Raw genomic sequence first — 13,988 nt, forward strand, 5'->3', positions numbered from 1 at the left:
TGGAGGATTAGCTCAGCTGGGAGAGCATCTGCCTTACAAGCAGAGGGTCGGCGGTTCGATCCCGTCATCCTCCACCATTTTTTATCATTTATTTTAAATGAGTCATTAGCTCAGTTGGTAGAGCATCTGACTTTTAATCAGAGGGTCGCTGGTTCGAATCCTGCATGACTCATCATTTAATTTTATAACGCGGGTGTGGCGGAATTGGCAGACGCACTAGACTTAGGATCTAGCGCCGCAAGGCGTGGGGGTTCGACTCCCTTCACCCGCATTTTTAAGTATGTTGCGGAAGTAGTTCAGTGGTAGAACATCACCTTGCCAAGGTGGGGGTCGCGGGTTCGAACCCCGTCTTCCGCTCCATTTTTATGTAAAATTTCTTAAAATAAGATAACATATATATGCGCCCATAGCTCAACTGGATAGAGCGTCTGACTACGGATCAGAAGGTTGTGGATTCGACTTCTGCTGGGCGCACCATTTTCGGGAAGTAGCTCAGCTTGGTAGAGCACTTGGTTTGGGACCAAGGGGTCGCAGGTTCGAATCCTGTCTTCCCGACCATTTTAAATCATATGGGGCCTTAGCTCAGCTGGGAGAGCGCCTGCCTTGCACGCAGGAGGTCAGCGGTTCGATCCCGCTAGGCTCCACCATATAAAGATTATTTCGGAGGAATACCCAAGTCTGGCTGAAGGGATCGGTCTTGAAAACCGACAGGCGGGTCAAACCGCGCGGGGGTTCGAATCCCTCTTCCTCCTCCATTTTTCAATCAAGTTAATATTACTATCGCGGGGTGGAGCAGTTCGGTAGCTCGTCGGGCTCATAACCCGAAGGTCGCAGGTTCAAATCCTGTCCCCGCAACCAAAATGGTCCGGTAGTTCAGCTGGTTAGAATGCCTGCCTGTCACGCAGGAGGTCGCGGGTTCGAGTCCCGTCCGGACCGCCATTTTTTTTAAAAAAGAATAAAAAATATCATTATCATGGGTCGGTAGCTCAGTTGGTAGAGCATTAGATTGAAGCTCTAAGTGTCGGCGGTTCGATTCCGTCCCGACCCACCATGATATGCCGGTGTAGCTCAGTTGGTAGAGCAACTGACTTGTAATCAGTAGGTCGAGGGTTCGACTCCTTTCGCCGGCACCATTTTTTCGGAGGGGTAGCGAAGAGGCTAAACGCGGCGGACTGTAAATCCGCTCCTTCGGGTTCGGCAGTTCGAATCTGCCCCCCTCCACCATTATGGGCCTATAGCTCAGCTGGTTAGAGCGCACGCCTGATAAGCGTGAGGTCGATGGTTCGAGTCCATTTAGGCCCACCATAATATTATTCCGAAGTAGCTCAGTTGGTAGCAGCATCTGACTGTTAATCAGAGGGTCGCAGGTTCGAGTCCTGCCTTCGGAGCCATGGCCCCTTGGTCAAGCGGTTAAGACACCGCCCTTTCACGGCGGTAACACGAGTTCGAATCTCGTAGGGGTCATACTTAAAAAATTCTTAAGAGTCATTTGATTCTTAAGAATTTTTTCGTTGCAATAATATAATTGTATTACTAAAATGAAAATATTTTATTCAGGTTCTGTGTCAAATGTTTAAGTTTATTTCGATTAGAGCAACTAATATAAAATTAGTTCTCCTAACATTTGACGTAGAGCCACTTTTTTACCTATAAATTTTCTAAAAATTCCGCAAAAATGTTATGATAAAAATAACCAAGGGGGAATTAGAATGTTTGCAGTTGATGTAGAGAAACTTAGACCACTTGCGACAATTGATATTGACCATTTAGAGCGTCAACAATCAATAGCAATTAAGGACATGAAAGAACCCTTTTTATTTTTAAAGAGACAAGGGAAATTAGAGTCATATATTAATATGAATACATTGCAACAAGATGTACAGCAAAGCCCGCATCTAACAGTAGAGGATCTTCGACACTATGCCACTTCACTTGATAGCATTTGTCAGGTAGACGAGCATCTATCTGTAAAAGTATTGTTCCAAATTATTGGCGAGCCATTTGCATTGGTGCAAGGTGTGAACGGCGATATAATTGGTTATTTGCGTCGTGAGGAAATGCTTGTTGAACTTTTTAAGCAAGATAATCAGGCAATAGATTTGTTGAAAATTATTTTGACATCCATACCGATGGGGATTTTTGTGGTGGATCGCTCGCATCGTATTGTCAATTATAATGATGCATCACTGAAAATGATGCGATTAGATAAGGAATTTGCGGAAAATTGTGATGCAGAGGCAATTTTTAACCGATCATACTTACATTATGTTTTTAATACAGGAAAGACAATTTTAAATCAGCTTCAAATTGGTGATGATGCGATTGTACTTGTCGATTATTGCCCAATTATCAATTTTGAGCAGGTTGTTGAAGGAATTGTAATTGTTGTTCAAGATTTGCCAAAAGTAGAGGAAATGGCGACAGAGATTGAAGATATTAAAGGACTTAATAAGGATTTAAATGCTATTTTATCAAGTATTTATGATGAAATATTGGTCGTTAATGGAAGAGGAGAGCTAATTCGTACAAGTGAGCGTCTAATCCCAGGTGTGTGGGATACGAATTTGAATGAATGGATTGGTAAAAGTTTGTTGGCACTTGAAAAAGAGGGACGTTATTGTCCAAATTCTATAGGACAAGTGCTTAAGGGGAAAACAAAAGTATCTGTCGTTCAGGAGACGAAAAATCAGCGTAAAATTTTATCAGTTGGGAATCCCATTTTTAACGAACAAGGAGAAATTACTCGAATTGTAATAGCATCGCGAGATATTACAGAGTCAACTCGATTAGAGAGTGAACTGCAAGAGATGAGAAAAATCTCTGCGCAGTATAAAAAAGAGCTTGATCTTTTCAAAAATAAAGAACGTTCAACAGAACAGCTTATTTATCGAAGTCAGAAGATGGAGCGTTTAGTCCAACAAGCGAAGCGAATTGCAGATTTTTCATCAACAGTTATGCTGTATGGCGAATCAGGTGTTGGTAAAGAAGTTATTGCACAAGTGATTCATCAGCTTGGACATCGCTCTGAGAAGCCATTTTTGAAGCTGAATTGTGGAGCAATCCCAGAAAACTTACTGGAGAGTGAACTGTTCGGTTATACGAAGGGCTCATTTACAGGTGCCGATAAGAATGGAAAGATTGGATATTTCCAACAGGCACATGAAGGAGTGCTGTTTTTAGATGAGATTGGTGAAATGCCATTACATTTACAAGTAAAACTATTGCGTGTATTGCAAGAACAAGAAATCGTTCAAATCGGGAGCACAAAGCCTATACCAATTAACGTGCAAATTATAGGAGCGACGAATAAAAATCTTCAAGAGATGGTGGCAAATGGTACTTTCCGTGAGGATTTGTATTATCGTTTAAATGTTATTCCACTACATATTCCTCCTTTAAGAGAACGGGTAGAAGATATCCCTGTATTGGCATTTCACTTTTTAGAAAAATTGAATAAGCGTTATGGAAAGAACTATACGCTTACACCAGATGCAATTAATATTTTGGAATTCTATGCATGGCCAGGTAATGTACGTGAATTGCAAAATATGATTGAAAGATTAGTTGTATCAGCTGATGAACCAGCTATTACTTCTGAGTTTGTTAGCCGTTTTTTATCACTTGGTTATACCGTGAATCATAAGAAGCCCGTTATTACCCGGGTAATGCCGCTAGAAGAGGCACTTAATGATGTAGAAGAACAACTGATTATGCTCGCCATGAAGCAGTATAAGACAACGACACGAGCTGCGAAGGCTTTAGGGATAAGTCAGTCTTCCGTTAGTCGCAAGTATCAAAAGATTTTGCAAAAAAAGTATGAACAATAATTAGAATCCAGAATCCGTTAATGTGAAGACATTGGCGGATTTTTTATGCAATTGTGGGTAAATATATGCGAAACTGCATAAATGTATGTTCATTTGCATAATAGCATTTCTAAAATATCGATAGAGTCGTAGTTTGAGAGTTGGCACGCTTCTTGCTTTATGTAATATGACAACAGTTAAAGGAGGAGCAAAACATGATAAAGGTGAAAGTAGATACACTTGAACTGAATATGTATATCGATGGTCAATGGACAAAGTCATCTAATGGTGGCAAGCGTTCAATCATCAATCCAGCAACTGGTGAAGAGATTGCACAAGCACCTGAAGGAACAGTAGAGGATGCCAAAAAAGCCATTCAAGCAGCGCGTGAAGCATTTGATAAAGGTGTTTGGTCAGAAGTACCAGCAATAGAGCGGGCCGCTTTTTTATTGAAGGTAGCAGATAAAATTGACGAACGTGCAGAAGAATTAGCACGTCTTGAAACAATTGATAATGGCAAGCCATTACGAGAAGCAGAAGGTGATATAGCAGATGCTGCTGCATGTTTCCGTTATTATGCAGGCATCGTGACAAAGCCAGATGGCGAAACCTATCATGTGACAGACCCAATGCAAGCAATGGTTGTTCGTGAGCCAGTAGGGGTTTGTGGTTTAATCGTTCCTTGGAACTTCCCATTATTAATGAGTGTTTGGAAACTTGCACCTGCTTTAGCTGCGGGAAATACGGTTGTTTTCAAACCATCCGAAGTAACGCCAATCACACCAACAAAATTATTCGAGATTTTTGAAGAAGCAGGCTTACCAAAAGGTGTAGCAAATATGGTGATGGGCGCTGGTAATGTTGTAGGTGATGCAATTACAGAAAGTCCGGATGTTGATATGATTTCGTTTACAGGTGGTACGAAAACAGGAAAACATATTATGAAAAAGGCAGCAGATACAATGAAAAAAGTATCGCTTGAGCTTGGTGGGAAATCACCAAATATTATTTTTGCAGATGCTGACTTTGAAGTAGCAGTAGACTTTGCATTATTCGGTATTTATTGTGGCTCTGGGCAAGTATGCTCTGCGGGTTCACGTATTTTAGTAGAAGAAAGTATTTATAATCGCTTTGTAGATCGTTTTGTAGAACGTGCAAAACAGATTAAAGTAGGATCTGGTTTAGCAGATGGGACAGAAATGGGCCCATTAGTAAGCCAACAACATCTTGAAAAAGTATTAAGCTATATCGAAATTGGTAAAGAAGAAGGCGCGCGTGTTATCTGTGGTGGTAATCGCATCACTGCAAATGGCTATGATAAAGGATATTTTGTAGAGCCAACAGCCTTTGTAGATGTAAATCAAGATATGCGTATCGTACAGGAAGAAATTTTTGGACCTGTTGCAGTCATTCAGAAGTTCAGCACAGAAGAAGAAGCAATTCAATTGGCAAATGGAACGAAATACGGTTTGGCAGGGGCAGTCTTCTCAAATGATGGTGCAAAAGCATTACGCATTATCAAAAAATTACGTTCAGGTATTACTTGGATTAATTCGTATCATCCAACATATAACGAAGCACCGTGGGGTGGATATAAAGAAAGTGGTATCGGTCGTAGCCTAGGTACATACGGCTTCGATGAATTCCAAGAAATTAAACAAATTAATATCAATCTACAAGTAGAACCAGTACAATGGTTCGAAAAATAAGGAGCGGATCATATGAGTATCAATGTGAATAGTCAATTAACGAAAAAAGAAGCGGAAGTTTCAGAGTACCTAGATAAAGTATTAAATATTATTGAAAAAAAAGAAGTAACAGCTGAAGAAGCAAAATGGATTACTGAAGAAACAGTTAATGGCTTCCGCGAAAATGTTAACCCAGGCTTCTTAGAATACCGCAAAACCGTTACGAAAGACGGCCAATTTGCAGCAGTTGAATGGTCTGATGGCGATTCTTGCTTTAAAGACTTAAATGGTAATGAATATATCGACTGCCTAGGCGGTTTTGGTATTTATAATGTTGGACATCGCCACCCAAAAGTAATGAAAGCTGTGCAAGATCAGTTACAACGTCAAGCTTTACACAGTCAAGATTTACTAGACCCTTTACGTGCAATGTTGGCAAAAGTGTTGGCTGAGATTACACCTGGGGACTTAAAATACTCATTCTTCACAAACAGTGGTACAGAAAGTGTAGAAGCAGCGTTGAAATTAGCAAAAATGTACAGTGAACGTACAACTTTCATCGCAACAACAAAAGCATTCCATGGTAAAAGCTTAGGGGCATTATCTGCAACATCAAAAAACATGTTCCGCAAACCATTTTTACCGCTAGTACCAGGTTTCCGTCATGTTGCATTTGGTGATATTGACATGATGCGTAAAACATTTGAAGCTTGTGCATTAACAGGTGAAGATGTAGCTGCAGTTCTTCTTGAACCAATCCAAGGTGAAGGTGGTATTATTCTTCCACCAAAAGATTATTTAAAAGAAGTTCGTGCACTTTGTGATGAATACGGTGCATTAATGATCTTAGATGAAGTGCAAACAGGTATGGGCCGTACAGGGAAAATGTTCGCATCAGAGCTTTATGATGTAGTACCAGATATTATTTGCTTAGCAAAAGCATTCGGCGGTGGAGTTATGCCAGCAGGAGCTGTTGTAGCAAAAGAAGAAGTATTCAAAAGCTGGTTCCCAAACCCATTCATGCATACAACAACATTTGGCGGAAATCCATTAGCGTGTTCAGCGGCTCTTGCTACAATTAGTGTATTAATCGAAGAACAATTGCCACAACGTGCAGCTGAAGTGGGTGAATATTTCTTACAAGGCTTACGTGAAGTAGCGGAAGCACATAAAGATAAAGTATTAGAAATTCGTGGTCAAGGTTTAATGATTGGTATTGAATTCCATGATGATGAAGTCGGCTATGAAGTATCAAAAGGTATGTTTGATCGTGGCGTACTTGTTGCAGGTACTTTAATTAATTCAAAAACAATCCGTATCGAGCCAGCATTAACGATTAAATATGAAGAAGTAGATGCAGTAATTAGCCGTTTTAAAGAAGTATTAGAATCACTATAATTCTATTTTGCTTAATATTTGTATCCAATTTTTATAAAACTACAAAAAGCACTACTGGAATTTAGTGGGCACTGATAAAGTCATAATAGTATAAGTAAGGGAGGCATTTCTTAGTAATAATAAGTTATGCCTCCCTGTTTTGCTATTTATAATTCGGTACTGTTTTTCGATGATTTCCAAACAAGCATTTCTTAATCTCAGCCTTTTGAAGCTGAATCCTAAAGTAGATTGTTTAGTTCATTTACGCATTCAGCTGAACCTCGCTGCGGGATGCGTTTAAGAGGGAAAAGCGGGACAGTAGAGACCCTGGACTGAATATGGCGAGGGAAGCAGCTCGGTACCTCCCGTGGAAAACGTCACTCGCAGTGGAAATCAAAGATCTGAGTTATCTATATTAATTGTAAAGCAAAAAAGTCCGTAGCTTAAAATGAAAGCTACGGACTTTCTATTAGCTAGTAATTTGCATGTCAGGTAACTCGGAAACTACATCTTCCTCTTTGAATTGAGGAGGTGCTTTGCTGAATGCTTTTGTTAAGTATAGTAAGTAAACGAAACCGATGGAGAACCAAATTATCCCCATAATGAGTGAACTTCTTTCAATATTAAACCAAAGTATGCCAACAGATAGGGCACCGAGAATTGGCATGACTAAATAATTGAAGAAGCCTTTCACTGTCCGATGCTTTTTTTCACGAATAACAAAATGACTAATAACACAAAGGTTAACGGATGTGAATGCCATCAGTGCCCCAAAGTTAATAAGCGAGGTCGCTGTTACCAAGTCAAAGAAAATAGCAGATAGTGAAATAGCTCCTACTATTAATACATTAACAGAGGGTGTTTTCCACTTTGGATGAATATAGCCAAACCATTTTTCAGGAAAGACTTGATCTCGTCCCATTACATAAAGCAATCGTGACACACTTGCATGTGAAGCCATTCCAGACGCAAGTGTATTAACAAATGTCGTACATAAGAAAATAGTCTGAAATAGTTTTCCGCCTACATAAAGTGCAATCTCGGGTAAAGCAGCATCTGGATTGTGAAAGCGTGAGACATCAGGGAAGAATAATTGAATAAAGAAAGAAGCAGTAATGAAAATAACACCGCCCCATAAAGCCGTATAAAGAATTGCTTTTGGAATTGTTTTTTTAGGATTAGGTGTTTCTTCTGCTAATGTTGTGACTGCATCAAATCCAAGGAATGAGAAACATAAGATTGTTGCCCCTGTAATGATATGCCCCATATTCATATTCTCAGAGATAAATGGCTGAAGTGAAAAGACTGTTCCAGTTCCTTCTCCCGTTTGAAGGCCACGAACTACAAGAATAATAAAGACAACCACCATCACTATTTGTATTAATACGAAAATCGCATTAAAATTGGCAAGCAAGTTAACGCTTCGTAAATTTAAAAACGACACAAGCGCTACGAATAGCACAACCCATAACCATGATGGAACTTCTGGAAATAAAGCTGTTAAATATATTTGTGTTAACAATGCATTGACCATCGGCAAGAATAAATAATCAAGTAAAGATGCCCAACCAATTAAAAAACCAAGCCTACGACTAATCGCCTTTTGCGTATATGTGTATGCGGATCCTGCTGTTGGAAAGATGCGGACAAGTTTACCGTAGCTTGCGGCGGTGAGTAGCATGCCAACTAAAGCAATGACATAAGATGTTGGAACATGTCCATCTGTAACACTCGAGACGATACCAAACGTATCGAATACAACCATTGGTGTCATATAAGCAAGTCCAATCATTACAATTTGCCATAATTTAAGTGATCTCCTTAATGTAGAACCATTCTCCATCTATCATTCCCCCTAATAAAAATTTCCCTTTACATTTCATCTGCATAAAGTATGCCAAAATTCAGAATATAGATTTTGAGAGAAATAAATGTATAAAAGTAGAATTTCTTTCTCCTCCTTCTAGCAAATTATTATTCAAATTAGCATAATAAATTCAATTTTGCATACTTCGCTTTAACAGAAAAACGAAGGTATGGGGAATTTTATTGGCATAGATTATGCATGTACAAAGTATATGAAATTGAAATCTGTTAATAGGGAGGAATTCTATGAAAGAAATGAAGCGGACATTAACATTAATACCTGTTGTATTGTTTGGCTTTTCGTTTATGGCACTTGCAACGGTCTTTAGTACATACGGCATTGCTGCAGAAATTTCGCACGGTATGGTACCAGGGGCATATGTATTAGCACTTGTTGTCATGTTGTTTACTGCATATAGCTATGGACAGATGGCAAAGGCGATTCCGTCTGCGGGTTCAGCTTATGCTTATACGCAAAAGGCGATTAATCCGTTTGTAGGTTTTTTAGTCGGTTGGTCTATTTTGATGGACTATTTATTTATTCCGATGGTGAATTATCTATTATTTAGCATTTTCTTTTCGGCTGCCTTTCCGTCAATCCCTCCATATGTTTGGGTGTTAGGTTTATTAATCCTTGTAACCGTTATCAATATACTGGGGGTGCAGATGGCAACAAAGGCGAATATTTTATTAACAGGTGTATCGCTTTTGTTTATTGCGATTTTTATTGGTCTATCTATTCAAGAAATTAATGGCGGAGCGGGTACGGGGAGTATTTGGAATTTTGATGCTTTCTATAATACAAGTGAACCATTTTCATTCGTTGTTGCAGGAGCGGCATTATTATGCTTCTCATTTTTAGGGTTTGATTCCGCGACTACATTTGCAGAGGAGACGATTAATCCACAAAAAACGATTCCACGTGCTGTCTATACGATTGTATTTATGGGTGGGCTTGTCTTTATTGCTGTTTCATATTTTGCCCATAATGTATGGCCAGATTACAGCACATTTACGAATGCAGATGCGGCTGCCAATGACATTATTGAGCTTGTCGGTGGCAAAACATTCGCTTCATTCTTTTTAGCAGTCTATGGATTTACCGCATTTGGCTCTGCTATGTCATCACAGGCGAGTGCATCACGCGTATTGTTTGCGATGGGGCGTGACGGGCAATTACCGCAGGGGTTTTTCTCCAAGCTTCATAAGAAATATGACACTCCTGTAAATAATATTTTATTAATTAGCGTATTTTCGTTATTAGCACTTGTACTTAGTTTGACGCTTGTAGCATCATTCATTAACTTTGGTGCCTTCTTAGCATTCACATGTGTGAATTTATCTGTCATTGCTTATTATTTTGTAAAAGGTAAGCAAAGGTCCTTAAAAGGTACTTTTTTATACTTAATTATTCCGCTGATTGGAGCGGTGTTAGATATTTGGTTATTGATTAATTTGGATCGGCATTCAATTATTCTAGGTAGTATTTGGTTTGTTTGTGGTGTCATTTATATGCTTGTTTTGACGAAGGGATTCAAGAAGGCTCCACCAGAAATTGATTTGTCTGGACAAGCACAATTATAACCAGGGGGTATGGAAATGACTGTAGCAACGAAAATTATTAAAGGAAATCGTATTTTCACAGGACTTGCAAATGAGCCACAAAAACTAGCGATTGCTATTCGAGATAATCGGATATTAGCAGTTGATCATTGGGAGAATATTGTGTCATGGCAAGGAGAATCTACAGAAGTAATTGAAGTGGGGGATAAGCTTGTTATGCCAGGCTTCCATGATGCACATATGCATATTATGCTTGGCAGTGTTTTTAGTACACAGGCAGTATCTTTATTCGATGCCACTTCTGCTGAAGAAGCGATTCAAATGGTAGTAGATTATGCCAAGACACAAACAACAAGAGATTGGATTATCGGGACAGGCTGGGATCATACAGCTTGGGGTGATACAGTATTTCCAACTCGTGAGCAATTAGATGCGGTATTGAAAGACCGTCCGATTGTCTTATTACATGCAGAAGGACATTATGGCTGGGTCAATACGAAAGCTTTGGCGCTTGCCAATATCACGAAAGATACGAAAAACCCTGATTACGGTATTATCGTGAAAAATGAAAACGGAGAACCTACTGGTATTTTAATTGAAACAGCGATATCGATGGCAACAGATTTGGCCTATGATTTTTCAAAAGAAACATTTAAAGAAATGGTCGAAAGCTTCTTAGAGAAAGCAGCGAAGCTTGGAATTACATCAGTTAATGATTTGTATGCAAGTCGTGCACATGAACGCTTACAGCAATATGATATTTATAAAGAATTAGATGAAGAAGGGTGCTTAACAACAAGACTGCATGTTTATCCTCCATTAAATGGTGATATGGGGAAAGCACGCATGCTACGTACGCTATTCAATTCAGAAAAATTACAATTAGGTGGATTAAAACAGTTTATTGATGGGGTAGTGACAGGGCATACAGCATATATGCTTGATCCGTATTTAGACAGGCCAGATTCTGTTGGTGATGTTGCTTATCCTGTAGAAACTCTTGAAAAATGGGTTATTGAAGCAGATTATAATGGTTTTGCAATACGCTTTCATACAATTGGAGATGGAGCTGTCCGCCTAGGTTTAGATTTATATCAAAAAGCACAGCAAGTAAATGGTAAACGTGATGCGCGTCATTCATTAGAACATATTGAAATTGTATCACCAGTTGATATTCCGCGCTTCAAAGAGCTTGGTGTAATGCCATCCATTCAACCATACCATATGGCATTAATGCCACGTGAAAGTCATACAACACGTGTAGGAGAAGAAAAACAACCATATATTTACCCTAACAAAACATTAATCGATTCAGGTGCGATTGTTCCTTACAGTAGTGATTATCCAATTGTACCGCTTGAGCCAATGTTAGAAATCTATCATGCAGTTACAAGAATGGATATTACGTTAAAAGATACGTGGAATGAACAAGAAAAAGTAACACTTGCCCAGGCATTAAAGGCATATACACAAGTCCCCGCTTATAGCGTATTTAGGGAGCAAGAGCTTGGTACATTAGAAGTAGGGAAGTTTGCAGATATTATTGTATTAGATCGAGACTTGTTCGCATGTCCGAAAGAGGAAATTTTAGAAACAGAAGTAGTTCTAACATTGATGGACGGTCAAAAGGTGTGGGAAGCAGTTATGGTAAAGTAAAAGTCTTACTCCAACGTTTGAAATAGGACGATAAAATTATTCATGCCTGTATTTGGGAGACAAAAGCTCATGAATGTTTATTTTATCTATTTGTTCCTCATATAGTTACAACTATTAGAAAAGTGAATGTTATATTTATCATATTATTTTTGTGACACAGTGTACTATGTCTATTATCCAAAATATTGAATAATAGACATAGAAAGAAGTGATTAGGATGTCACATGCTGTAAATATAGAAAACGGCTACAGTAAGAGAGAGGAATTTTGGAATGCGCTAACTCATGGCATTGCATTCTTGCTAACAATTCCTGGCTTGATCTTACTAATTCAAAAGTCAAATGAGTCTGGCTCGAAAATCGAATTGTTTAGCTATATCGTTTTTGGTATTTCGATGATGATATTATTTTTAAGCTCAACCCTCTATCATAGCGTTCCAACGCATAAAAGTTTTTTCAAAAAGATGGACCATTGTTCAATTTTCTTTTTGATTGCGGGTACATATACACCAATTGCACTTGTAGCAGTGGGTGGTGCGACAGGCTGGACTATTTTCTTTGTTGAGTGGATTTTAACGATCATCGGGGTCGTCATGAAAATGTTCTTTGTATACCGATTCAAAACATTATCTTTAATCGTTTACATCTGCATGGGGTGGCTTATTATTTTCGCCTACAAACCACTTGTCGCACATATCACCGTTGAAGGCTTTTTAGTACTACTAGTTGGTGGCGTCATCTATACAGTTGGCACATATTTTTATAAAAACAAATGTATTTCATATAATCATGCAATCTGGCATGTCTTTGTTATGGGAGGCTGTGCGGCAATGTTTGCAAGCATATATTATTATATTTAAGTTATCCGAAATCATAAGGTGGCTACTTACTTAATAGTACCTTTTGGTAAATGTAGTTATATATCATTTTCGTGTTGGATTAAAATTTTTAGAAACAATTTCTTTTGACCGACAAAAAGCACTGACTTAAAAAGTCAGTGCTTTATTAATGTACAAATTAATAAAGGTAGTGCTTGAATAACTTCTAAATTAATTTTTACTGTATTCCGAAGGCTTGCTCATTCGGATTTTCTATAAGCATTGTTGTTAGTTTTCTTGTTGCAAAAGAGTGATAGGTGTCTTTTTTATTGATGATACCAAGTCTCCAGAGAAAAACGGAATCCTTATGTGAGAAAGCACATTGAGAAAGAAATGTCGTTTGGTGTTGAGGAGTTGAATGTTATGTCTGCAGCTTCATTGATTAATAATTTTAAAGCCCAGGTGCTCAATTAATTTTGAGCCTGGTCTTTTTTATTTAAATTATGAATCTTTATTGTAAAGTAATAACAATTTATCGTTTTACGATAAAAAAGTATTGACTAAGGATGTATCTTCAGTTATTCTAACATTAGAAAGTCGATAGGGAACTTGGTATCACAATGGCAAACGTCTCAAATTTAAAAAATGAAAAAGCAAAAGCTATAAAGTTTTAACATTAGAAAAAATTTGTGAAGTATTAGACTGTCAGCCAGGTGATATCTTGGTCAAAAAAATAATTAAAATAGCTTTAATGGAGGAAGATATTATGAAAACAAAATATGTAATTGCATCTACACCAATTCTTTTAGGAGTAATCTGTTTTATTGCGAAGGCTATCATTGGAAGTAATGTAGCTGCAGATGGCACTTTAGAAGAACCTTTCTTCTTGATTCCGGTTGGATTTTTATTATTCTTCTTAGGGATTGTGTCATTAGCTGGTGTGGCATTGATTTCAATATTTAAGAAAACACAAACTTCAAATTAATTTTTGTATAAAAGGCTACCAACCATCTAAACAAAAGACCAGGGACTCAAATTAATGAGTCCCTGGTTTTATTGTATATCCCCAATAATAGCTTTTTCTTAGCATTAAATTCATCCTCTAATAAATCCTTTAATTAACGAATTTTATTTTTAATTGTAAAGAAGTTTAACCCCAATTTAATCCCATCGACTATTTTAGGATGAAAAAAGCACCTTAACCAATTCGGCTAA

The 13,988-nt window shown here is 38.2% G+C and carries 8 protein-coding genes, 16 tRNA genes and 1 pseudogene; 24 read left to right on the forward strand and 1 reads right to left on the reverse strand.

The features are described from left to right. Nucleotide 1 precedes the first annotated feature (1 nt). From Q8X41_RS13765 to Q8X41_RS13855, 19 genes are all read left to right on the forward strand, one after another. Nucleotides 2-77 (forward strand) — tRNA-Val (locus Q8X41_RS13765). 22 nt (nt 78-99) lie between these two features. After that, nucleotides 100-172, forward strand: a tRNA-Lys gene (locus tag Q8X41_RS13770). Nucleotides 173-189: 17 nt separating this feature from the next. Beyond that, a tRNA-Leu gene (locus Q8X41_RS13775) sits at nt 190-271 on the forward strand. Nucleotides 272-285: 14 nt separating this feature from the next. After that, nucleotides 286-360, forward strand: a tRNA-Gly gene (locus Q8X41_RS13780). 40 nt (nt 361-400) lie between these two features. Then, nucleotides 401-477: transfer RNA gene (locus tag Q8X41_RS13785), tRNA-Arg, on the forward strand. Nucleotides 478-481: 4 nt separating this feature from the next. Continuing rightward, nucleotides 482-558, forward strand: a tRNA-Pro gene (locus Q8X41_RS13790). Nucleotides 559-571: 13 nt separating this feature from the next. Next, nucleotides 572-647, forward strand: a tRNA-Ala gene (locus tag Q8X41_RS13795). A gap of 15 nt (nt 648-662) precedes the next feature. Further along, nucleotides 663-755 (forward strand) — tRNA-Ser (locus tag Q8X41_RS13800). A gap of 26 nt (nt 756-781) precedes the next feature. Next, nucleotides 782-858: transfer RNA gene (locus Q8X41_RS13805), tRNA-Met, on the forward strand. A 4-nt stretch (nt 859-862) separates the two neighbouring features. Next, nucleotides 863-939 (forward strand) — tRNA-Asp (locus tag Q8X41_RS13810). Nucleotides 940-975: 36 nt separating this feature from the next. Continuing rightward, nucleotides 976-1,051 (forward strand) — tRNA-Phe (locus Q8X41_RS13815). 6 nt (nt 1,052-1,057) lie between these two features. Then, nucleotides 1,058-1,133, forward strand: a tRNA-Thr gene (locus tag Q8X41_RS13820). Between the two features lie 7 nt (nt 1,134-1,140). Then, nucleotides 1,141-1,224: transfer RNA gene (locus tag Q8X41_RS13825), tRNA-Tyr, on the forward strand. A 4-nt stretch (nt 1,225-1,228) separates the two neighbouring features. After that, nucleotides 1,229-1,305: transfer RNA gene (locus tag Q8X41_RS13830), tRNA-Ile, on the forward strand. 9 nt (nt 1,306-1,314) lie between these two features. Next, a tRNA-Asn gene (locus Q8X41_RS13835) sits at nt 1,315-1,391 on the forward strand. A gap of 1 nt (nt 1,392) precedes the next feature. Beyond that, nucleotides 1,393-1,464, forward strand: a tRNA-Glu gene (locus Q8X41_RS13840). 245 nt (nt 1,465-1,709) lie between these two features. Further along, nucleotides 1,710-3,827, forward strand: a complete 2,118-nt coding sequence (locus tag Q8X41_RS13845; RefSeq protein ID WP_397536857.1) for a sigma 54-interacting transcriptional regulator — start codon at nt 1,710-1,712, stop codon at nt 3,825-3,827. Nucleotides 3,828-4,021: 194 nt separating this feature from the next. After that, entirely contained in the window at nt 4,022-5,515 is a 1,494-nt protein-coding gene (locus tag Q8X41_RS13850; protein WP_397536858.1) for an aldehyde dehydrogenase family protein, read from the forward strand. Between the two features lie 12 nt (nt 5,516-5,527). Next, nucleotides 5,528-6,892, forward strand: coding sequence for a putrescine aminotransferase (locus tag Q8X41_RS13855; RefSeq protein ID WP_397536859.1), 1,365 nt, complete (start codon nt 5,528-5,530; stop codon nt 6,890-6,892). 448 nt (nt 6,893-7,340) lie between these two features. Here the strand turns inward: Q8X41_RS13855 and Q8X41_RS13860 are convergent, their stop codons facing one another. After that, a complete protein-coding gene (locus tag Q8X41_RS13860) occupies nt 7,341-8,714 on the reverse strand; it encodes an APC family permease (protein WP_397536860.1) in 1,374 nt (457 codons plus the stop codon). Between the two features lie 269 nt (nt 8,715-8,983). Here Q8X41_RS13860 and Q8X41_RS13865 point away from each other — a divergent pair, with 269 nt between their 5' ends. The 5 genes and pseudogenes from Q8X41_RS13865 to Q8X41_RS13885 all read left to right on the forward strand — a co-directional run bounded on the left by Q8X41_RS13865 (nt 8,984) and on the right by Q8X41_RS13885 (nt 13,758). Beyond that, the gene (locus Q8X41_RS13865; protein WP_397536861.1) at nt 8,984-10,321 is read left to right on the forward strand and encodes an APC family permease; all 1,338 of its coding nucleotides are present in this window, start codon (nt 8,984-8,986) and stop codon (nt 10,319-10,321) included. 15 nt (nt 10,322-10,336) lie between these two features. Further along, complete coding sequence (locus Q8X41_RS13870) at nt 10,337-11,956, forward strand: amidohydrolase (protein ID WP_397536862.1); 1,620 nt, start codon at nt 10,337-10,339, stop codon at nt 11,954-11,956. Between the two features lie 217 nt (nt 11,957-12,173). Beyond that, nucleotides 12,174-12,815, forward strand: coding sequence for a hemolysin III family protein (locus tag Q8X41_RS13875; RefSeq protein ID WP_397536863.1), 642 nt, complete (start codon nt 12,174-12,176; stop codon nt 12,813-12,815). 566 nt (nt 12,816-13,381) lie between these two features. Beyond that, nucleotides 13,382-13,506 (forward strand): annotated as a pseudogene (locus Q8X41_RS13880) (helix-turn-helix domain-containing protein); the annotation flags it as partial. A 33-nt stretch (nt 13,507-13,539) separates the two neighbouring features. Then, the gene (locus Q8X41_RS13885; RefSeq protein ID WP_397536864.1) at nt 13,540-13,758 is read left to right on the forward strand and encodes a DUF3955 domain-containing protein; all 219 of its coding nucleotides are present in this window, start codon (nt 13,540-13,542) and stop codon (nt 13,756-13,758) included. The last annotated feature ends 230 nt before the right edge of the window (nt 13,759-13,988 follow it).

It is taken from the genome of Rummeliibacillus pycnus, from assembly GCF_044359855.1.
In the GTDB taxonomy this organism is placed as follows: domain Bacteria; phylum Bacillota; class Bacilli; order Bacillales_A; family Planococcaceae; genus Rummeliibacillus; species Rummeliibacillus pycnus_A.

Coding starts and splice junctions, on each gene's coding strand:
- Q8X41_RS13850 (WP_397536858.1), top strand. CDS start 4,022: ATGATAAAGGTGAAAGTAGATACACTTGAACTGAATATGTATATCGAT.
- Q8X41_RS13885 (WP_397536864.1), top strand. CDS start 13,540: ATGAAAACAAAATATGTAATTGCATCTACACCAATTCTTTTAGGAGTA.
- Q8X41_RS13870 (WP_397536862.1), top strand. CDS start 10,337: ATGACTGTAGCAACGAAAATTATTAAAGGAAATCGTATTTTCACAGGA.
- Q8X41_RS13845 (WP_397536857.1), top strand. CDS start 1,710: ATGTTTGCAGTTGATGTAGAGAAACTTAGACCACTTGCGACAATTGAT.
- Q8X41_RS13860 (WP_397536860.1), bottom strand. CDS start 8,714: ATGGAGAATGGTTCTACATTAAGGAGATCACTTAAATTATGGCAAATT.
- Q8X41_RS13875 (WP_397536863.1), top strand. CDS start 12,174: ATGTCACATGCTGTAAATATAGAAAACGGCTACAGTAAGAGAGAGGAA.
- Q8X41_RS13855 (WP_397536859.1), top strand. CDS start 5,528: ATGAGTATCAATGTGAATAGTCAATTAACGAAAAAAGAAGCGGAAGTT.
- Q8X41_RS13865 (WP_397536861.1), top strand. CDS start 8,984: ATGAAAGAAATGAAGCGGACATTAACATTAATACCTGTTGTATTGTTT.